At 44.9% G+C, this 20,815-nt stretch carries 14 protein-coding genes, 1 tRNA gene and 1 riboswitch; of the genes, 10 read left to right on the top strand and 5 right to left on the bottom strand.

Translation table 11 applies throughout. From position 1 onward, the window contains the following. The 4 genes from NOM90_RS08900 to NOM90_RS08885 all read right to left on the bottom strand — a co-directional run. Positions 1-1,414 (bottom strand): hypothetical protein (locus NOM90_RS08900; protein WP_370866584.1); only part of this gene is annotated, 1,414 nt, incomplete at its 3' end. 31 nt (positions 1,415-1,445) lie between these two features. Further along, the gene (locus tag NOM90_RS08895; RefSeq protein ID WP_255941414.1) at positions 1,446-2,906 is read right to left on the bottom strand and encodes a methyl-accepting chemotaxis protein; all 1,461 of its coding nucleotides are present in this window, start codon (positions 2,904-2,906) and stop codon (positions 1,446-1,448) included. Positions 2,907-3,174: 268 nt separating this feature from the next. After that, entirely contained in the window at positions 3,175-3,801 is a 627-nt protein-coding gene (locus NOM90_RS08890) for a 50S ribosomal protein L25 (protein WP_255941412.1), read from the bottom strand. 139 nt (positions 3,802-3,940) lie between these two features. Then, complete coding sequence (locus NOM90_RS08885) at positions 3,941-6,523, bottom strand: excinuclease ABC subunit UvrA (protein ID WP_255941410.1); 2,583 nt, start codon at positions 6,521-6,523, stop codon at positions 3,941-3,943. Positions 6,524-6,839: 316 nt separating this feature from the next. On the opposite strand from NOM90_RS08885, the gene nirB reads away from it, so the two are divergent. From nirB to NOM90_RS08865, 4 genes are all read left to right on the top strand, one after another. Continuing rightward, positions 6,840-9,278 carry a nitrite reductase large subunit NirB gene (gene nirB, locus NOM90_RS08880; protein WP_255941408.1) on the top strand — a complete coding sequence of 813 codons (2,439 nt, stop codon included), beginning with the start codon at positions 6,840-6,842 and terminating at the stop codon, positions 9,276-9,278. Positions 9,279-9,297: 19 nt separating this feature from the next. Beyond that, the gene (locus tag NOM90_RS08875; RefSeq protein ID WP_255941406.1) at positions 9,298-9,654 is read left to right on the top strand and encodes a nitrite reductase (NAD(P)H) small subunit; all 357 of its coding nucleotides are present in this window, start codon (positions 9,298-9,300) and stop codon (positions 9,652-9,654) included. Then, positions 9,654-10,481, top strand: coding sequence for a formate/nitrite transporter family protein (locus NOM90_RS08870; RefSeq protein ID WP_255941404.1), 828 nt, complete (start codon positions 9,654-9,656; stop codon positions 10,479-10,481). The genes NOM90_RS08875 and NOM90_RS08870 overlap by 1 nt, the downstream gene beginning before the upstream one ends. Before the next feature lie 248 nt (positions 10,482-10,729). After that, positions 10,730-11,581 (top strand): methyl-accepting chemotaxis protein, encoded by an 852-nt coding sequence (locus tag NOM90_RS08865; RefSeq protein ID WP_255941403.1) that lies wholly within the window; start codon positions 10,730-10,732, stop codon positions 11,579-11,581. Between the two features lie 8 nt (positions 11,582-11,589). Here the strand turns inward: NOM90_RS08865 and NOM90_RS08860 are convergent, their stop codons facing one another. Beyond that, positions 11,590-11,871, bottom strand: coding sequence for a DUF6171 family protein (locus NOM90_RS08860; protein ID WP_255941402.1), 282 nt, complete (start codon positions 11,869-11,871; stop codon positions 11,590-11,592). A 201-nt stretch (positions 11,872-12,072) separates the two neighbouring features. Here NOM90_RS08860 and NOM90_RS08855 point away from each other — a divergent pair, with 201 nt between their 5' ends. The 6 genes from NOM90_RS08855 (at position 12,073) to NOM90_RS08830 (ending at position 20,813) form a co-directional block, all read left to right on the top strand. Continuing rightward, the gene (locus tag NOM90_RS08855) at positions 12,073-13,164 is read left to right on the top strand and encodes an AI-2E family transporter (protein WP_255941401.1); all 1,092 of its coding nucleotides are present in this window, start codon (positions 12,073-12,075) and stop codon (positions 13,162-13,164) included. Between the two features lie 436 nt (positions 13,165-13,600). Further along, positions 13,601-13,673, top strand: a tRNA-Lys gene (locus NOM90_RS08850). A 239-nt stretch (positions 13,674-13,912) separates the two neighbouring features. Further along, a riboswitch (cyclic di-GMP riboswitch) is annotated at positions 13,913-13,997 on the top strand. Between the two features lie 87 nt (positions 13,998-14,084). Further along, positions 14,085-15,755: a pyridoxal phosphate-dependent decarboxylase family protein gene (locus NOM90_RS08845; protein ID WP_255941400.1), complete on the top strand. Its 1,671-nt coding sequence runs from the start codon at positions 14,085-14,087 to the stop codon at positions 15,753-15,755. A 3-nt stretch (positions 15,756-15,758) separates the two neighbouring features. Continuing rightward, a complete protein-coding gene (locus NOM90_RS19310; protein WP_255941399.1) occupies positions 15,759-17,504 on the top strand; it encodes a methyl-accepting chemotaxis protein in 1,746 nt (581 codons plus the stop codon). 372 nt (positions 17,505-17,876) lie between these two features. Further along, entirely contained in the window at positions 17,877-18,713 is an 837-nt protein-coding gene (licT, locus tag NOM90_RS08835) for a BglG family transcription antiterminator LicT (RefSeq protein WP_255941398.1), read from the top strand. A gap of 192 nt (positions 18,714-18,905) precedes the next feature. Beyond that, positions 18,906-20,813 carry a beta-glucoside-specific PTS transporter subunit IIABC gene (locus NOM90_RS08830; protein WP_255941397.1) on the top strand — a complete coding sequence of 636 codons (1,908 nt, stop codon included), beginning with the start codon at positions 18,906-18,908 and terminating at the stop codon, positions 20,811-20,813. Positions 20,814-20,815 lie beyond the last annotated feature (2 nt).

Raw genomic sequence — 20,815 nt, 5'->3', positions numbered from 1 at the left:
GCGTTGTTCCTCCGTCGTTACCGCCTGTTCCCGGGTTTGGCGTAGTCGGCGTTGTTCCTCCGTCGTTACCGCCTGTTCCTGGGTTCGGCGTAGTCGGCGTTGTTCCTCCGTCGTTACCGCCTGTTCCCGGGTTTGGCGTAGTCGGCGTTGTTCCTCCGTCGTTACCGCCTGTTCCCGGAGTAGCAGGAGTAAACGTGGAGCTTTCCAATACAGATACTTGGACGCCTGGCAAGATACCGTCAAGATTCAGATCAAGCAACGAAGAATTGTTAGACGTTCCATTTTGATTGGTCGAATTGTTGTTGCCTAACACAGTCAATCCAACGTTATTCCCTAACACTCCATCAAGATTCAGACCAACGAGGGAACTCGATTGGTTGCTATTACTGTTCGTTGGTGTTCCTGTTGTTGTACCGGAAGTTGAGTTCGACTTTTCGCTTTCCAATACCCCAACTTGGATGTTTTCTCCCAACACGTCGTCAAGGTTCACATCGACCAACGAGCTCGATTGATTATTGCTTGTGTTCGCTGGTGTTCCAGTTGTTGTAACGGAAGTCGAATGAGACTTCTCGCTTTCTAATACACCAACTTGTACGCTTTCGCCTACAACATCGTCGAGAGTTGCGTTTACAAGCGAACTCGATTGATTATTGCTTGTGTTTGTTGGCGTTCCAGTTGTTGTACCGGAAGTCGAGTGAGACTTCTCACTTTCCAATACGCCAACTTGTACGCTTTCGCCTACAACATCGTCGAGGTTCACATCAAGCAACGAACTCGATTGATTACTGCTTGTGTTTGTTGGCGTTCCAGTTGTTGTACCGGAAGACGAATGAGACTTTTCGTTTTCCAATACGCCAACTTGTACGCTTTCGCCTACAACATCGTCGAGAGTTGCGTTTACCAACGAACTCGATTGATTGCTGCTTGTGTTCGCTGGTGTTCCAGTTGTTGTACCGGAAGTCGAATGAGACTTCTCGCTTTCCAATACGCCAACTTGTACGCTTTCGCCTACAACATCGTCAAGGTTCACATCAAGCAGCGAACTCGATTGATTGCCGCTTGTGTTTGTCGATGTTCCCGTACCTGTAGTCGAATGGTTCTTTTCACTTTCCAGTACATTAACTTCAACGTTATCACCCAGCACTCCGTCAAGATTTACGTTCACCACCGAACTGGATGCAGCCGAAGCCGATCCATTTCCTCCGGTAGTGGTCGATTGGCTTTCCAATACGCCTACATGTACCGTATCGCCAAGCAATCCGTCAGTATTGAGATTGAGCAATGAGCGGCTTTCTGCTTGAGGGATGTGAGTACTTGTTGTTTGAACTTCCTCAGCCGATACCGATCCTTGAGCCAACAATAAGGCGAACGCCGCAAATCCTGTCGTTGTAAGTGCTTTTACCGTCTTTTTCATGAGTGATCGCTCCCTTTAATTTTTTTGATTTTTACGTCAAAAAGGGAGCTTGCTTCGGTGGTGAGAACGGTGGAGCATTAATCCATTGACTGCCTTCCGTATCGGAAGACACTTTCAAACGATAAAACGAATCCGTTACCATAGGCATAAATCCGGCATACAGTTGCGCGATCGGAGGTTGTGAACCTGCCGAACCGGAACCGCTTTGCATTGTTCCTGAAGTTCCTCGCGTCGGTACATTTTCGCTCAACACTCCCGGCATGACCGGAATTTGCGGTTGGCGACCTTCCTTAGGCGCGAGCGGTGCTGCATCTTCAGTGTTCAGCCGATCGATTGTTACCGCAGTCTCTTGGACTGCACGTACATTCGAATTTTCTTGAACCGTACGTTCATCCGTCGAAACTGTACCTGTTTCTTCATTTAACAGGAATACGTTATCAATCGCCTCAGACTCTAGTGATGCGTTCTCAGCTTCTTCATTGAACTCTGCCGCCTCTACCGAATCATATCCAGCCGGAGTGACTAATGGATTGGATTCTTGCTCCAATTCCTTGGTATCAGACAAAACGTTCTCCGGTAGACTTGGATTCAGCACTTCGCCGAATACAATCGGATCTTCGTTACCCTGTTCGACAACTTGACCTGGCACGCTGTTTGACGTGACTGGCGTCATAGCATTGCTTGGCAACGATTCCGAAAGGATCGGCGATTTGATTGCCAAATCGCTTGTCGGTGTTGGTTGCGGTTTCACAATATCCGGCTGATTCCCGTTACCTTCGCCCGGTACACTTGGTGTTGGCTTAATCGGAGTGATTGGCGGCAAAGTAGGTACGCTTGGCGTTGGAATATCCGGTTTTATAATTGGCTTTGCCGTTTCTTTCACCGTTTCTTTGACGGTTTCAACAACGCCATCCACCACTTGCCCTGTTCCTTGCGTGACTCCGCCGACACTTTCTACGACTGTGCCTACACTTTTTGTTGAGTTTTTAACCGTTTGTTCGACCGCTTTCACGGTCTGCCCCGTTTCTTCAAGCAATGTGCCTACAGGATCGGCAGCCTTGCCATTTAATGCACCTGTTACTTGAGGAACTGTACGTACTGGAATATCTACAGTCTCTTTGACGACTACATTTGTGTCTTTCACAACTTGGTCTACGGTATTAACGACTTCATTCACAGAGTTCGCGGTCGGCGTGGTTACCGGTTCGAGTAATCCTCCGGCTGCTTTTCCCGTTGCGTCCAAAGTGTCGGTCACCGCTTGCTGCGTCTGATTTAAGGTTCCGCTTACGGTATGCTCTAGCACGTTAGTTGTGCCATTTACGGTCTGTTGAACTGAATCGGATACGCCGCCGACTGTCTGATCGACGACATCAACCGCTCCTTTAAGCACATTATCCAGAAGTGCGGGGGTATATTTGGCTTGGGCGTCTTGGGGTTGAAAAGCAAATACACATGAAGCAGCTACAGCAATCGCAATCATTCGTTTTTTCACAAATTCACCTCCTTTCCAAACGGAAAATGATCTTGATTCAGATCCAATTTAGCTTCTTTATGGAAAAGACTCTAAACGGTTCCTAGTATTTTTTTACCATTTATCATCTAAAGCGAAACGTATTTTTGATATAAAAGTAAAAAGATCCCACCTGTGAAAAATGAACATTTGTATAGTTACGAGCATCTTTTATCGAAAAAAATAAAAAAGCCGCTTTCCCGAAGGAAAGCGGCTTTCATATTTATTCATTTATTCGTAATCGCGAGGATCACTCGGATTTTTCTTCTTCTTCGCCTACAAGCTCTGGAGCCACTTCTGCTTCTTCGGAAGCTTCTGCTTCTGGCTCTTCCAGTACTTGTGGAACGACTACGGAAGCAATCACTTCTTCTTCCGAAGAAAGCAATTTCACTTTATCGGACAATTTGATATCCGAAGCGATCAGCTTATCGCCGATTTCCAAGTTGGAAATGTCGATTTCCAGTGTGCTTGGCAGATCGTCTGGCAAGGCTTCGATATCCAGCTCTGTCGCTTGGATTTGGAAGATCCCGCCTTCTTTCGTACCTTTCGCTTCGCCTTGGTAATCGATTGCGATTGTTGCACGAACGCTTGTGTTTTTGTCGATTTGCAAGAAATCGGCATGAACAATACGTCCATTAATACGTTGAACGTCTTTGATCATCACTTGCGATGTGCCGCCGCCTTCGATTTTCAGCGAGAAGATATCCGCTCCGCCTCTTTGGACGTGACGCAACAGATCTTTAGCATCAACGTGAACAGGAAGACCGTTTTCTTTTTTGCCGTAGACTACGGCAGGAACGCGGCCACTTTCACGCAAAACTCTCATATCAGAACGTTTAAAACCGCTTCTTTTTTCAGCTTCAAGTGCTTTACTCATGATTACTCAACCTCCTTGGAATTGGACAAATCAATAGTCGTAAAAAATAGACTAACTACCGACCTGGTCGGGTGTTTCTTCATCTTCACCTTATTCTATTACCCCGAAGAAGCTAACTTGTATCACTTGCTTGTCATCCTTATTTATTTTGCTTGGTATTAATCAAATGCGATTTTAGATAAGGCGCGGTTAGACTTTCTTTTATAGAAGAAACTTGTGTAGGTGTGCCTGCTGCAAGAATACGTCCACCTTGAGATGCCGCTCCCGGTCCCAAATCAATGATCCAATCCGCTTGCGCAGCGATCCGCATATTGTGTTCTACCATCACAACCGTATGCCCGGCACGCGACAATTCGTCCAGATGACGGAAAAGCCGATCTTGATCGACAGGATGTAATCCATTTGTCGGTTCATCAAGCAGATACAGCGTATGACCGCGCTGTGTACGCTGAAGTTCTGTCGCTAATTTGATCCGCTGCGATTCGCCGCCAGATAATTCAGTCGCCGGTTGTCCGAGCTTCAAATAACCGAGACCCAAATCTAATAAAACCGATAAGGTTCGTCCAATCGAAGGTTGATCCGCAAAAGTCTCGCTCGCTTCTTCTACGGTCAAATCCAGTACGTCAGCAATACTTAGGTCATTCCATTTCACTTCCAACGTTTCTTGATTGTACCGCGCTCCTTTGCAAGCCGGGCAAGGAACATACAGACTCGACAAAAACATCAATTCGATCTGAACCGAACCTTGCCCTTCGCAGACCGAACACCGCCCTGCGGCGACGTTGAAGGAAAATCGTCCAGCTTTATACTTTCGTTGTTGCGCAAGCGGCATACTGGCGAAAAGTTTTCGGATCGGATCGAACAATCCGGTATAAGTCGCAAGATTCGATCTTGGCGTACGTCCGATTGGCTTTTGATCGATTTTGACCATACGACGCAAAGAATCCATATGATCGGATACTTCGCCGGACACTTGCGGAATATTGTAATCTTCTTTTTCTTCTTCTGGCTCGACTTCCGTCTGCACGCTGCCTAATTGCGAAGATAACAACATCGGTAGCGCTGTAGATACCAGACTCGATTTCCCGGAACCCGATACGCCGGTTACGGCAGTTATGCAACCGATTGGAATATCGACATCCAAATTTTCAAGATTATTATAGGATAACTTACGAATCTTCAACCACTTCTCAGGCTGCTTGGTTTCTCTTAGAACGGTCGGCGACTTCGCAAATACATACTCTCTAGTAATTGAAGATTTGACCGACTCTAGTCCTTCAGGCTCTCCGCTATATAAGACGTTTCCGCCTCGTTCGCCGGCTTCGGGACCGATATCGATTAGCCACTCCGCATGCTTAATGACATCCAAATTATGCTCGACTACCAATACCGAGTTGCCCGCGTCTCGAAGGGCAATCAGTGCTTCCAATAACGCTTCGTTATCGGCAGGGTGTAGCCCGGCAGACGGTTCATCGAGCACGTAAGCGACACCGAATAATTTCGAAATCAATTGCGTCGCCAGACGAAGACGCTGCAATTCGCCGGAAGACAAAGTCGGAGCTGAACGATCTAACGACAGATGCCCTACTCCAATCGCAATCAATCGGTCTAGGCGGCTGGATATATCTTCGACCAGACGTTTGGCGATCATCCGCTTTTCGTTTTCCCGAAGATCGTCCGAGTCGTTTCCGTGCGGTTTTTGACGTTTTTTCTTACTGTCTACATTTATGCTTTGTTGCAACGTTTCATATAATTCTGTGATTGGCAGTTGAAAAAGCTCCGCAATGTCCAAACCTGCATAATGAACCGACAATGCTTCTTGCTTGAGTCGTTTGCCGTGACACACCGGGCAAGCATTGACTACAAAGTAACGTTCCAGCTTCAGGCGCCGATTTCGATTTTCAGCAGCGCGATACATCGTCATCAGTTGGTCGCGCGCGCTCGAATAATTGCCCATATAATCGGGTTTGCGTTTGGCGCGGATTGCTTCTTGGATTTCGTCGTAGTTCATATCGGGATAGACAGGAACCGACAACTTTTCTTCCGTAAACAAAATCCAATCTCGATCTTTTTGCGGAAGGTCTTTCCACGGCGTATCGACATCGTATCCTAGCGTGATCAGCATCAGACGCAAATTTTGTCCATGCCAACCTCCGGGCCATGCCGCAATCGCACGTTCCCGAATACTTAAATTTGGATCGGGAACCATCGAAGCTTCGGTCGGTTCGTAGATTCGTCCAAGCCCTTGGCATTCCGGGCAAGCTCCTTGCGGCGTATTCGGTGAAAAGTCTTCCGCGTATAACACTGGTTGATCTTTTGGATAATCGCCAGCGCGCGCGTATAACATCCGTAGTACGTTCGATACCGCAGTCAAACTTCCGACCGTCGAACGTTCTTGCGGTACGCTGCGCTGCTGCTGAAGCCCGACTGCCGGAGGTAATCCTTCAATGCTTTCGACTTGAGGCGTTCCCGCTTGTTGAATCAATCTTCGTGCATAAGGTGCTACCGATTCCATGTAACGTCGCTGCGCTTCTGCATATAGAGTGCCGAAAGCCAGCGAAGATTTCCCTGAACCGGACACTCCCGTAAATACCACTAACGAATCGCGCGGAAAATCCAGATCTACATTTTTTAGATTATTTTCATTCGCTCCGCGTACACGAATCAAATCGTCTAGATCTTGCTTACGCTCAGGCGGTTTTGAAAAGAAATTAGAATCCATAGTCTACAGCTCCTTCGACAAATTCGAAATCTTGGACAACAACGGCAGCCGCTCCTGTCTTGATATGTGTAACCATTTAAAAAATCCTAAACCAATCTAGCCGTCGATTTGCCCATTACAAATGATCTTCTATTCATCTTCTATATAATTAAATTTTTGCGCCTCAGTATGATAAAAGTCACATTTATTGAAGACGGTTTTTTTTATAATCAAGATGGGAAGTAAATTAAATTTGAAATAGCTACCTAAATAAAGCTTTGCTATTTTCGATACCCACACTTGTGAATACGATCACAATATAAGGAGCGATTCCACAATGACAGAACTCAAACCCAAATTAGTCGTGATCGGTAACGGCATGGCAGGAATAAATACACTGGAACAAATATTGAAGCTCTCCGATCAATTCGAAATTACCGTATTCGGGAGCGAACCTTATCCTAATTACAATCGCATTATGCTCTCTTACGTTCTCGAAGGCAGCAAGACGTTAGAAGATATTGTGCTAAATGATTGGAGTTGGTATGAACAACACGGCATCCATCTTTATACGGGGGAAACGGTCACTTCAATCGATACTCAGAATAAAAAAATCATTACCTATAGCGGGATTACTACAGCTTACGATAAATTGATCATCGCGACAGGCTCGAATTCGCTGATGCTGCCGATTCCCGGTAGTGAACGCGAAGGCGTAATCGGTTTCCGCGATATTGCGGACTGCGACGAAATGCTGCAAACTGCCAAACAATACAAAACAGCAGCGGTGATCGGCGGCGGGCTACTCGGTCTTGAAGCGGCAAAAGGCCTAGTCGGTCTGGGCATGGATGTTACCGTCGTGCACCTTATGAATGATTTAATGGAACGACAACTGGATTCTCAAGCTTCCGCCATGCTCAAAACGGAATTAGAGCGTCAAGGCATCAAATTTGCGATGGGCAAATCAACGGCTTGTATGCAAGGCGATCATCGAGTACGCAAATTGGTCTTTACCGACGGTGAAGAATTGGATACAGATTTTGTCGTGATGGCAGTAGGGATTTCTCCGAATAAACAAATCGCGCAAAGTAGCGGAATTGAGACGAACCGAGGCATTTTGGTCGACGACTGGATGCGAACTTCGGCACCGGATGTATACGCAGTCGGTGAATGCGCGGAACATCGCGGGGTCTGCTATGGTCTTGTAGCTCCCTTATTTGAACAAGGCAATATTTTGGCAAAACAGATTTGCGGAATCGAAAACACAGGCTATTCAGGCTCAATCACTTCAACCAAATTGAAAATTTCGGGCGTTGACGTCTTTTCGGCTGGCGAATTTATCGAACAGCCGACCCACACGGTTATATCTGGCAAAGACGAATGGAAACGCACCTACAAAAAAATCTTGCTGAATCAAGGCAAAATTGTCGGTGCAGTATTGTTTGGAGACGTGACCGAGTCGGCTTCTTTGCAAAAGTACGTACGTGAGCATACCGAAATGACCGACGAGATTTATAACGATCTGATGGGAATTAACGCAGACGGAAATGGGAAGTCCAAAACAGCGGCTATCGAAAAAATGGCAGATGACGAGATCGTATGCGGCTGCAAAGGCGTTACCAAAAAAGCGATCGTAGACGTGATTCAAGACCAAGGATTGACGACGGTTGACGAGATCAAAGCTTGCACCGGAGCGACAGGTTCATGCGGAGGCTGCAAGCCGGTTGTCGAACAGATTTTAAGTTTCGTATTAGGAGATTCATTCAAAAAAGAACATAAAACAGGCATCTGTAGTTGTACGCCTTTGAACCGAACTCAGATCGTAGACGGTATTCGCGAAAAAGGGCTTCGTACTACAAAAGAAGTCATGCACGTACTGGATTGGCATCATCCCGAAGGATGTTCGAAATGCCGCCCTGCCGTTAATTATTATCTAGGAATCATCTATCCGGGTGAGCATATCGACGAGAAAGAATCACGCTTCGTCAACGAACGAATGAACGCTAATATTCAAAAAGACGGAACGTATACGGTCGTCCCTCGAATGTACGGCGGCGTAACGACTCCTGAAGATTTGAAAAAAATCGCCGACGTATCTGTCAAATACAACGTCAAAGCCGTCAAAGTTACAGGCGGGCAACGTCTGGACTTAATCGGCGTTCAAAAAGAAGATTTGCCTAGCGTATGGGCAGAGCTGGACATGCCTTCGGGTTATGCGTATGCCAAATCGCTTCGCACGGTCAAAACTTGCGTCGGTTCGCAATATTGCCGCTTCGGCACGCAAGATTCGATGGCAGTCGGCGCGATGCTGGAACGCAAATTCGAACGGTTGGATTTCCCGGCGAAATTCAAACTTGCCGTCAACGGTTGTCCGCGTAACTGCGCCGAATCGTGCACCAAAGATATCGGAATCGTCGGCAACGACGGCGGTTGGGAAATTTTTGTCGGCGGGAACGGCGGGATCAAAGCCCGTTTGGCAGATTCGCTTTGCAAAGTCAAAACCGATCAGGAACTGACAGATACTGTCGCGGCTGTGATGCAGTATTACCGGGAAACGGGCAACTACTTGGAGCGCACATCGGAGTGGGTAGAGCGGATCGGTCTTGCCGATATTGTAGAGAAAACAGTGAATGATACCGACTATCGCCGTATTTTGATCGAACGTATTGAGTATGCGCTGACTTTCACTCAAGACCCATGGAAACAAGTGCTGAACGATGATAAGCTTCAAAAACAACTGTTCAATACCTCTAAAATCGCAAATCCTATTTTGTAATAACGAAAGGAGCTTGATTATGAATTTATCTTCGACTGCCGAAAAAAGCGTTGTTTTGGATTATGTAGATCAATTCCCAAGCCGGATCGGTCGTGTGTTCAAACTCGGCGAACTAGAAATTGCTCTTTTTCGTACCTCCGAAAACGAGATCTATGCTGTTGAGAACAAAAACCCTCATCCTAAAGGCGGCCCTTTGGCGGAAGCTATAGTGTCTGGGCATTATATTTACGATCCTCTGTACGATTGGAAAATTGATCTCAAAAGCGGGTGGGTACAATCGCCAGATCACGGACAAGTCCGTGTATTTCGCACCGAAATTATCAATGATGAAGTCATTGTGTTCCTAAACACTACCGATCCGGGAGGTCAACCCTAATGTTTACTGAAAGTGTCCGTTCGATGGTAGAATCTGCTGTGAAAAAAAGAGATTTTATGAACCAACATCCTATGCGTTATGCCATAAGTGCATTACTTGCTGGCGCTTATGTCGGTCTCGGCATCATTTTGATCTTTTCATTGGGCGCTCCTTTGGCTGCTATTCAATCGCCGATCCAATCCCTTGTGATGGGGGCTTCGTTTGGGATCGCGCTCACCCTTGTGATTTTCGCGGGTTCGGAACTTTTTACCGGCAACACGATGTTTTTCACAGCTTCCACCTTGGCACGCCACACTTCGATCGCAGATCTTAGCAAAAACTGGACGCTTGTCTTTTTCGGCAACCTTGCCGGTGCATTGATTTTAAGCTTGTTGATCTTGGGTACCGGATTATTCAAAAGTATTCCATCCGAGCATCTGATCTTTGCCGCTGCCGCGAAAAAAATGAGTCTTCCTGTTACCGAACTGTTTTTCCGAGGAATTTTGTGTAACTGGCTCGTTTGTTTAGCAATTTGGATGGCAAGTCGTACAACCAACGATATCGCAAAAATCATGCTCATTTGGTGGTGTTTGTTTGCTTTTATCGCGAGCGGATATGAGCATAGTATCGCGAATATGACGCTACTGAGTACTGCCCTTCTGTTACCCGGTCATCCGGCAACCATTACGCTTGCAGGTTGGGTACACAATATGATTCCCGTGACACTCGGCAATATTGTAGGTGGCGCCGTATTCGTCGCTAGCGCCTATTGGTTGATTTCGCCGATTCGCAAATCTTCACCGTCTGAAGTCGAAGTTCCGTCTACAAAAACACGTTCTGCTTCTTAATATCAAAGATTTCCTGTACGCAAAAAAAGCCTTGTCTTTAGACAGAGGCTTTTTTACATCCTAATTTTAACAATTATTAATTCCGAAAACGTTTTTCAATAAAAAACCATAGTTCTTTATCCCTGTATTTACACCAATATTCGATTTTTTTATTGAATTTATTACATTTACGCCTTATATTCTGTCAGTACTTAAGACTTGATATTTTCCCTAATCAATTTTTCAAACAGGAAGGAAATGTGAATATTATGAGTATCGTCGATTCTATGCTTGCCGTAGCTCCTTACCTTGGACAAATGATGCGTGAGAATACAGCCGTCATTATTTATGACAAAACCCATATGCTTTATTATGCCCAACAAGGCGATTTTGATCTTGGCTACACGACGGGCGACAAGTTATATCCAGGCTTTGAAAATTTCGCAGCTCTAAAAGGTAGCTTAGAGCCACGGCTCGATAAATATTCTGCCGAGATGTTCCCGTTTGGTTATCCACTTGATTCGCTGACAATTCCGCTGATCGAAAATGGAGAAGTAGCTGCTGTTTTGACAATCAGTTACGATCAGACAAACCAAGAAAAATTGCAAACTCTAGCTACGGACAATCGTTTAATTGCTGAAAATCTAGTCGATATGGTGCAGCATATTGCCGCTCACGCCGAAGAACTTCAAGCAACGAGTGAACAAATTTTACAAAATACCAAAACTGCCGTACAAAACTCCGGCAAAATCACGAATGTCGCTACCCTCATCAAAGAAATCTCCGATCAGACGAATATGCTTGGCTTGAACGCAGCGATCGAAGCCGCTCGTGTAGGCGAATTAGGTGCAGGATTTGGCGTTGTTGCGGCAGAAGTCCGTAAACTAGCCGTTCACTCCAAAACAGCGACCAGCGATATCGAGACAGCTCTCAAAGACGTACAAGATTCGATCCGTGTTATGGAAAATGAAATCTCCCAAATCGTTTCTTCTTCTCAAGAACAAGCCGACCTCGTCTCGAATTTCACCGATGTGATTGAGCGTCTGCAAAAAACAGGAGAATCTATGCAAGACTTGGCGACTAACTTAACGCGTTATAATGAGAAAGTTCGACAACCTTAGATTACATATCATTTAACTTCTATTGCTGCCCACCGGCTTCCGCCGGGATATGGGCAGTTTTTGCTTTTTAAATGAGCAATGACCGGAATTAAGCAGCCGCACAGCATACATGTGGTTCCGCCTTGAAACTTGGGGCAAGCGTTGCACACTTCAATCCGCTGCTCATACTCTTGTTCAGATACCCGCAGCTCCGAAGCAAACGCGGCAGATTGAAGCAAGCGCTGCATTTGTTTGTCATTCACTGCAAATTCTTCGCTACAGCCTACGCAAGGTCGGTTATGTTCTGCCATATCGACGCTCCTCTATCTTTTTTTATGTATATTTTAGATGGTATTGTTGACTTATGTGCTTGCTTTTGTTGCGGTTCAGACTCTAAACTATTATATATAAAGATTGCTGCAATCGGCTATCTGTCACTATATGCAAATTTTCTGTTTCACCATTTTTGTCGAAGCCGAAAGTCTGATCCCGAAGGAGAGAATTGCGATTACATGAAGGCTCTTAAAGAATTTTTTTACATGCCAGGAATACGTAGATCTTTAGCGCTGATTTTGGCGATCGTTTTACTTATTTCACTCCGCAGTATGCTCAGCATGCTACTCATCACGTTTATTTTGACGTATTTGATGAATCGGCTGCACCGTTTTATCCGCAAAGGAACCGATCGAATCAAGTTGAATAGCAAACTTGTGCTGGTCTTAACTTACGCGTTACTGGTATTTGCTCTTGGATTCGGGATTTACCGTTATCTCCCTGTATTCATTTATGAAATTCAGCAATTAATCAATCAAGTCATTTCGTTCTACAACAACTTCTCCAATTTGGAAGTTCCAGATAATCCTTTCACCCGCTATATCATGAATTCAGCTAAAGAGTTCGACATCGCTAGCTATGTGGAAGGAAGTTTGGACTTTATCGTGCATACGATTACGGATATCGGGAAATTGAGTCTGAATGTGTTCATCGCGTTTGTTCTCAGCTTGTTCTTTAACTTGGAAAAAGACAAAGTATCGTCGCTGATGTCCAAATTCCGTTATAGCAAAGCGGCTTACTTCTTCACAGAGTTGGAATACTTCGGCCGCAAATTCGTGACGTCGTTCGGCAAAGTGCTTGAAGTTCAATTTATGATTTCGTTAACAAACTCATTGATGTCTGTCATTGTATTATGGGCGCTCGGGTTCCCGAACCTATTTGCACTATGGCTTATGATTTTCTTGCTGGGCTTGGTTCCAGTGATGGGTGTCGTAGTTTCGCTCATTCCACTGTGTGCGATCGCATTTAATATTGGCGGATTCCAAACGATCTTGTATATCTTGATCATGATCGTTGTACTTCATGCTTTTGAAGCGTATATTCTCAATCCAAAATTCATGTCGAACAAAACGCATCTTCCAATCTTCTTCACGTTCTTGATCTTGCTGTTAGGCGAGCATTTCTTAGGGGCATGGGGATTGATCGTCGGGGTTCCGATCTTTATCTTCTTGCTGGATATTTTGGAAGTCCCTCTTGAACCGGGCGATAAGGCTAATCTATCCAAAAAGTCAGACAAAGAGCCGCCGGCAATGCCGCCTACCGTTCAATAATGTTCTTTTGGAGTATAGACAAAAAAAGACCCCCGGTGCATCATGCACCGGGGGTTAAGTTTCACTCCAAACAAAAAGGTTATGGATAATTTAACGACGTAAGCTGAAAACAAACTTATTCTAACTTAAAGATTTCCTTAAAATTCGTAATTTTAAAAATAGAACAAAAAAAGGACCCCGACGAGGTGGCTTCGTCGGGGTCAAACTCTATGATTAGAGGGGATTAAGTACATCTTAACCGGCAAACCTGAAAACAAACTGAAACGCTGATGAAGTTTTGATAAAAGACAGTTGGCGACTTTGATTCGACTACGTAGATAGACTATTTAAAAAAATATTTTATTTTTGCTTGTATTGCTTTCAAAAACATGATATATTTTTCTGTACTGATCTTTCGAAAAGAAAGTTTCAGCTCCTAAGTTTCATTAATAAATTTGGATTCTTAGCTCAGTTGGTAGAGCATTCGACTCTTAATCGACAGGTCCAGGGTTCGAGCCCCTGAGAATCCATTTTAAAAAAACGGCAGAGATGCCGTTTTTTTGTTGCCCTTTTTTCTTTTAGGTCTTTTTACGTATATTATTTTTGGTTCTAAAGGTATAATTGTTTTCAAAAACGTAGGACTTGTTTATATAAGATTGACACCATGTGTAAATTTTCATTGCTACTTTCAAATCATTGTACTATAATCCTTATTGGCTACATTGCTGGGATTTCTTTACTCGAATGAAGCGAACTTATGCCTGAAAATTATATACTTCGGCAAACTTATTGAAAAATAAGGACGCAAAGCTATAGGGACTACATCCTATCGGATAAGTCAGCCAGTTGCATTGGACAATTGGCGAGCTATGGGTATTTATGCCCATGTTCGCTTTTTTCACGTTGTTTATTTTTATTTAAAATTAGGGAGGAACCTAACTATGTCTACTTATCACTCAAACTCGATGCAAGCATTTTTCCCTAGCGAAGACGGCAATTCCGAAGAACGTCAACAATTTATGTCCTTGATCGAACAACTTATCGTTGGTGTAGATGAACTTAAAAATCCAAACGGAGTTAATCTGCTTGGTGAAAAAGATCGTTCTCCGTCATTTTATAGCGATCTAATTGCAGATAGCGCAATCCCAAATGAAAGTACAGCTCAAGAAGAAGTCAACACGCACTTGCTAAAACTGCTGCACAACCACCCTTATCATTCTAAATATTTTCTGACTAACATTTTGCCGATGGCAAGCACTCCGGGAATTTTGGGTATGATTACTGCTTTTCTCGTCAACGGCAACAATCTTTGGGACGTATACGGCCCTGCGGGAGCAGAAGCCGAAGTCAGAGTCATCAGCATGATGTCGAAGCTTGTTGGTTACGATCCTTTGCAAAGCGGCGGTTACACGACTTGGGGGGGGCAAGGCGCGATCTTCACCGGTCTCAGATTGGCAATCGCGAAGTTCGTACCGGATGCTCCGCGTAAAGGCGTTCCTCGTAATCTATATGCGTTTTGCTCCGAATCGGCTCATTACAGCTTGTTCAAATCGATGGAAGCAACAGGTTTGGGTAGCGATAACCTAATCAGAATCCGTACAAATGCCGATAGTTCTATGGATACGGAAGATCTTCGTCAAAAAATGGAGCAAGTGATTGCCGAAGGTGGTATTCCAATCTATGTTGTGGCTACGACCGGTACGACGGATGCGATGGGAATCGATGATGTGCAGCTTATTCGTCAGACCGCAATCGAAGTTTCTTATGCTCACGGACTTCAACGTCCGCATATTCATGCGGATTCTGCATTAGGCGGATTTTTTGCCTTTTTCCGTGAATATGATTTCGACGCAAACGAGTTGAATTTTTTACCGCAGGTCTTACACGCGCTGCAACAAATTCAGAGTCGGATGCAATATTTATCGCTCGCTGACACGCTTTGCTTCGATTTTCAAAAGTTGGGTCAAACGCCGTACTCGACCAGCCTGTTCCTTGTGAAAAATGCGTTGGACCTGAAACTTATCGATCTTGCCGAAGAAGAAACGCCTTATGTCGGACACCGGGGTTACGGAGATTATCATACCGGTTACACATTGGAATGTTCGCGGATGGCAAGTTCGATCAGCATTTACAGCGCCCTACTCGCATTTGGCGTCAAAGGCTATCAACGTCTTCTTGCTCAATTTGTCGAAGTGAATCTGGCTTTCCGAGAAGAATTGCGCCTGGAAATTCCTGAAGCGGTGATTGTTAACGATGAGAACCCAGCCATCATGACTTTGTTCCGGATTTATCCGGATCGTCGAAACGATTTCCAAAAAGAATTGTCCGGTCAATGCTATCTTGCCGAGATTGAAGAAACCAACCGTTTGAACGAAGAATTGTTCGATGTGCTAGGCAAGCAACGTGATATTATGTTCTTCGGCGACACCAAAAAGCATCTTGTCGTTCCAACTATGGAGGGTAATCAGATTTCCCTTTATGCCGCAAAACTGTTCGTGATTTCACCCTACACCCAAGTTGAGCATGTGAAAGAAATCGTGAGCTACCTGAAACAAAATATTGAACCGTTATTTCATTCGCATGCAGATACTTTGCAACCTATTGGAGGCTAAGACGTGTTAAAACATTCATCAACCCCTGTTAAAAAGTCCGCATTAAGTTGGTACAAAAATCGTATTTCCGCAAAAATGATCTCTTCGATCATTGCTTTGATCCTGTTCACCTGCGCAGCGTTCTCGATCACGGAATCGCAGATCAGTAATCGATTAACCGGCGAATTGGAAAAGCAATTTGACTTGAGACTGGGCAGCAGTATCCAATCGGTTCAAACGTATTTGGATTCGATCCCGGAAAGCCCTTCGGAAATCGATGGTACAACCAATGAAACCTATGTCAAAATCAAAGCTAAACTCGAAAATATTTTGGTATCGGATACGTTAGAAAATGTGTATATCCTGAATAACAAATCAGGTAAAGAACAACTGACTATTTTGACCGGGGTGGATGAAGATTTCGGCACCGACTATGCTTTCTCAGACGAAATGAGAAGCGCGATGGAAACGAAAAAAGTGACATACAGCTCTATTTACAGCGACGAATACGGGATTCACAAATCGATCTTCCTTCCACTGGAAGATAGCAGCGGCAATTCGTACGGTATCGCCGGAATCGATATTGATGCGAGTGTAATTCCAGCTACGCAGACCTTTATTTTCTGGTTTACAGTGATCATCGTCGGAATCGTTATCCTAATCGGTGTTGCTGCCGCAATCTTTATGAGTCGCAGCATGACTAAACCGATCAATAAGCTCGTTCGTGCTACGCAAAAAGTAGCCGAAGGCGATTTGACCGAAGAATTTGTATTGAATCGCGAAGACGAATTGGGGCAACTCGCAAACTCCTTCAACTCGATGCGCGGCAATTTGGAGACTTTGATTCATCAAATTTCAACTTCTTCGAAAGTATTCTCGACTACAGCGGGTCATATTCACCAATCGTCGAATGAAATTGGCGCAAGTTCCCAACAAGTTGCGCTGTCGATGAATAGTGTCAATGAAGGCGTGTCTGAAGTAGTCGTTTCGATTAATGACAGTACTTCTTCGATCGTAGAAACAAATGATGAATTGTCCAAAGTGAATAACGAAGTTAGCGATATGCAAAATACCGTTCATCAAGTAAGTTCATATTCGAAAGACGGTCAAGCACTCGTCAAACAAACGTTAGATCAAATGAATGTTATTCAAGAAGAAATGAGATCGTCGCAAAGCGCTGCTGCGCAGCTCGATGCTCGTTCGAATGAAATCAGCGAGTTTATTACGGTTATTACACATATCGCCTCGCAAACCAATTTGCTTGCGTTGAATGCTTCGATCGAAGCTGCGCACGTCGGCGAGCACGGCAGAGGTTTTGCTGTCGTTGCAGACGAAGTCAAAAAGCTTGCTGAACAATCGTCTAATGCAGCCAATTCGATTACTGAATTGATTCATAGCACGCAACTGGATAGCCGTTCTGTACTTACAAGTATTGAGCAAGGCAATCTAGCTGTAGAACAAGGGCAAGAATGGATCAGCAAAATGTCCGATAACTTCAATATTATTTTCAACGGAGTCTCTTCGTTCTCGATTCAGATCGATCAATTGAAAGCGTCGCTGGATAAAACAGATCGCTCGTTTGATTTGATTACCGATTCGATGCAAAAGATCTCCGGAATCACCGAAGAACAATCGGCTGGCTACGAAGAAGTCGGCGCCGCGATTCAAGAACAAAGCGCAACTATGCAAGAAATCGCGGGTGCGATCAGCAAGTTGTCTCAAATGGCAGATGAGCTGCAAGCTTCCGTACATTACTTCAAAGTCTCTTAAACGAACATTGAGAAAATTAAGTCGGGCGTTATGAACACCTTCAGGATATCGTAAATTACGATATCCTTTTTTTATTTAATTCTCTGTTCTTCGTATCCGATTTCGATTCTTCTTGAACACATCAAACGCTTATGTATCACGCTTTACATATCGAAAACGCTCTCGAAAAAAACGCAAAAGAAAGCGTATACTTTTTCCTTGCCAAAGCAATTTGTTCTTGTTATGATGGCGTTGGGATTGTTACTGAAGAAGGCAAAACCCACCGCGTATGCTACATGTATATGTGTTGGGTTTTGTCTTCTTTTTGTACACTTCTACTGTAAGCGCTCATACCGCTCGGTTGATGATTCCGCAAGATAAGGAGGGCGGCAGGTGATTATCGCAAAGATATTCAACAACAACGCCATTATAGCCAGCGATTCAAATAAAAGTGAATTCGTGGTTATGGGACGCGGAATCGCGTTCAAAAAAAAAGTCGGCGAGCTTGTCGATCAAAGTCTAGTCGAGAAAATTTTCGTTTTGCAGCAAAAAGAAGCTTCGGAAAAATTCAAGCTCTTGCTGGAAGACGTGCCGCCCGAGTATATCTCCTTATGCTATGACATCATCGAATACGGCAAAAACATGTTAGACGCTCCGCTCAGCGATTATATCTATGTCACCCTGACGGATCATATGAATCATGCACTCAAGTTGTTTGACGAAGGAATCAAAGCGACAAACCCATTGATTTGGGAAATACGCCGAGTTTACCCGAAAGAATTCGGAATCGGCAAAAAATCACTGGAGTTTATCGAAGATTCCCTCGGCAAAAAGCTTCCCGAGGATGAAGCCGCGAATATCGCGCTCCACCTTATCAATGCACAGCTGGATCAATCGTCCCGCCGAATCGATAATGTTTCGGTTCAGACCGAAAAGATCAATGATATTTTGAATATCGTCACGTACAGTTACGGTCAAGCGCCGGACGAAAATTCAATCAGTTATGAACGGTTTGTGACCCATCTACGTTTCTTTTTTCAACGGCTCGAACGTCCTAGACGCGGTGAGCTTGACGATGACTTTCTGCTCAAGCAGGTGAAGTCGAAATACCGCAAAGCCTACAAATGTATGCTTCAGGTCGAAACGTATTTGCAGACTGAATTACCTGACGAAGAAAAGCTGTATCTGACTTTGCATATTCATCGCGTAACCCGAGAATCTGCTCCTTGACGGAACGTTTCTCTTATTGTAAAGTAAGCGTATTCAGTAAGCGCTATCAATTTCATAAAATCAAGGATCGTGACTGGTAATGCAGGCGAGACCAACCGTAGACATGCCCTTCCGGGGCGCGCGTTTACTTGGTCTCGCCTTTTTTTTATAGCTTCTTCCTTTTATCATCTTTCGCACAAAGGAGCGAGAACAATGGGGAAATATGAACAGTTAGCCAAAGACATCATTCAAAACGTAGGCGGTAAAGAAAACGTTAACAGTCTAGAACATTGCGTCACCAGACTTCGGTTTAGACTGAAAGACGAAAACAAAGCCAACACGGATGTACTCAAAAACATGGATGGCGTCGTAACGGTAGTCAAAAGCGGTGGTCAATACCAAGTCGTCATCGGTAACCATGTACCCGACGTGTATGCGGAAGTTAATTCGGTCGCGGGATTCAGTTCTGAATCTCATTCGTCGAACTCAAACTCCGGTGAAAAGATCAGTCTGTTCAGCCGCTTCGTCGATATGATCTCCGGTGTATTTGCACCGACACTCGGCGTATTGGCTGCAACCGGTATGATCAAAGGCTTCAATGCTTTGTTCCTGACACTAGGCTGGTTGACTCAAGAGTCTGGTACGTATCAGATTCTGAATGCGATCGGTGACGCTCTCTTCTACTTCTTCCCGATCTTCTTGGGCTTTACAGCAGCCAAAAAGTTCGGTGCCAATCACTTTATCGGGATGGCAATCGGTGGCGCTCTCGTTTATCCGAATATTGCGGGTATCGCGTCATCTGGCGTCGAGCCACTATACACGTTATTCGGAGGAACAATCTTCGAATCCCCGGTATACATTACGTTCTTGGGGATACCGGTTATCTTGATGACGTACTCGTCCAGTGTTATTCCGATCATCATCGCGGTATATGTTGCATCTAAGATTGAAGCGTTCTTCAAACGTGTGATTCCAAGCGTAGTACGCACATTCTTGGTTCCTTTTTGCACACTGCTTGTAATCGTGCCTTTGACTTTCATCTTTATCGGTCCAATCGCAACTTGGGCAGGTACAATCATCGGTAACGGTACGCTCGCTGTCTACAACTTCAGCCCAATCGCCGCTGGCGTCATCATTGGTGCTTTCTGGCAAGTATTCGTGATCTTCGGTCTTCACTGGGGATTCGTGCCGATCGCTCTCAACAACTTGGCAACGCTTGGCAGAGATCCGGTTCTCGCAGGAATGTTCGGCGCTTCTTTCGCTCAAACAGGCGTAGTATTGGCAATCTTGCTCAAAACGAGAAATAAAAAACTCAGATCTTTGTCGATTCCAGCAGCAATTTCCGGTGTGTTCGGCGTCACAGAACCTGCAATCTACGGGATTACGTTGCCACGTAAAAAACCGTTTATCATCAGCTGTATTGCGGCAGCAGTCGGCGGCGGTATTATCGGCGCTATGGGCACGCAAGGTTACCAAATCGGTGGTCTGGGTATCTTCGGTATTCCGTCTTATATCGGACCTAATGGTATCGACGCTGGTTTCTACGGCGCTATTATCGGGATCGTAGTCAGCTTTATCCTGGGTATGGTGATCACGTTGTTCACATTCAAAGACGATGTCGTAGCAACAGACGAGACGCCAACGAAAAAAGATGCTTCGCTCGTTCAACAAGAAACAGTAGGCAGCCCAATGAAAGGCAATGTTATCGCTTTGTCCACCATCAAAGACGAAGCATTCTCTACAGGTGCTATGGGCAAAGGGGTTGCTATTGAGCCAATCGAAGGCAAAGTCTACTCTCCTGTAGATGGCGTGCTGACTTCCCTCTTCTCTTCGGGTCACGCGATCGGCATTACAAGCGACACAGGCGTTGAGTTATTGATCCATGTGGGTCAAGATACGGTGAAGCTCAAAGGCAAATATTTCACACCGCAAGTTAAACAAGGCGACCGCGTGAAAAAAGGCGATCTGTTAATGGAATTCGATGTCGATGCCATTCGTCAAGAAGGCTATGTACTGACGACTCCAATCATCGTTTCCAACACCGGGAACTATCTGGACGTTATTGAAACCGAAAAGAAAGATGTCGGCTACCAAGACGGTCTGTTGACCGTTGTCGTGTAACG

The organism is Saccharibacillus sp. JS10 (assembly GCF_024436065.1).
In the GTDB taxonomy this organism is placed as follows: Bacteria; Bacillota; Bacilli; order Paenibacillales; family Paenibacillaceae; genus Saccharibacillus.
This window is presented reverse-complemented; position numbering and strand designations above follow the sequence as displayed.

Bases quoted from the DNA above. Each gene is read 5' to 3' on its own strand.
- NOM90_RS08890 (WP_255941412.1), bottom strand. From the start codon at position 3,801: ATGAGTAAAGCACTTGAAGCTGAAAAAAGAAGCGGTTTTAAACGTTCT.
- NOM90_RS08885 (WP_255941410.1), bottom strand. From the start codon at position 6,523: ATGGATTCTAATTTCTTTTCAAAACCGCCTGAGCGTAAGCAAGATCTA.
- nirB (WP_255941408.1), top strand. From the start codon at position 6,840: ATGACAGAACTCAAACCCAAATTAGTCGTGATCGGTAACGGCATGGCA.
- NOM90_RS08875 (WP_255941406.1), top strand. From the start codon at position 9,298: ATGAATTTATCTTCGACTGCCGAAAAAAGCGTTGTTTTGGATTATGTA.
- NOM90_RS08870 (WP_255941404.1), top strand. From the start codon at position 9,654: ATGTTTACTGAAAGTGTCCGTTCGATGGTAGAATCTGCTGTGAAAAAA.
- NOM90_RS08865 (WP_255941403.1), top strand. From the start codon at position 10,730: ATGAGTATCGTCGATTCTATGCTTGCCGTAGCTCCTTACCTTGGACAA.
- NOM90_RS08860 (WP_255941402.1), bottom strand. From the start codon at position 11,871: ATGGCAGAACATAACCGACCTTGCGTAGGCTGTAGCGAAGAATTTGCA.
- NOM90_RS08855 (WP_255941401.1), top strand. From the start codon at position 12,073: ATGAAGGCTCTTAAAGAATTTTTTTACATGCCAGGAATACGTAGATCT.
- NOM90_RS08845 (WP_255941400.1), top strand. From the start codon at position 14,085: ATGTCTACTTATCACTCAAACTCGATGCAAGCATTTTTCCCTAGCGAA.
- NOM90_RS08830 (WP_255941397.1), top strand. From the start codon at position 18,906: ATGGGGAAATATGAACAGTTAGCCAAAGACATCATTCAAAACGTAGGC.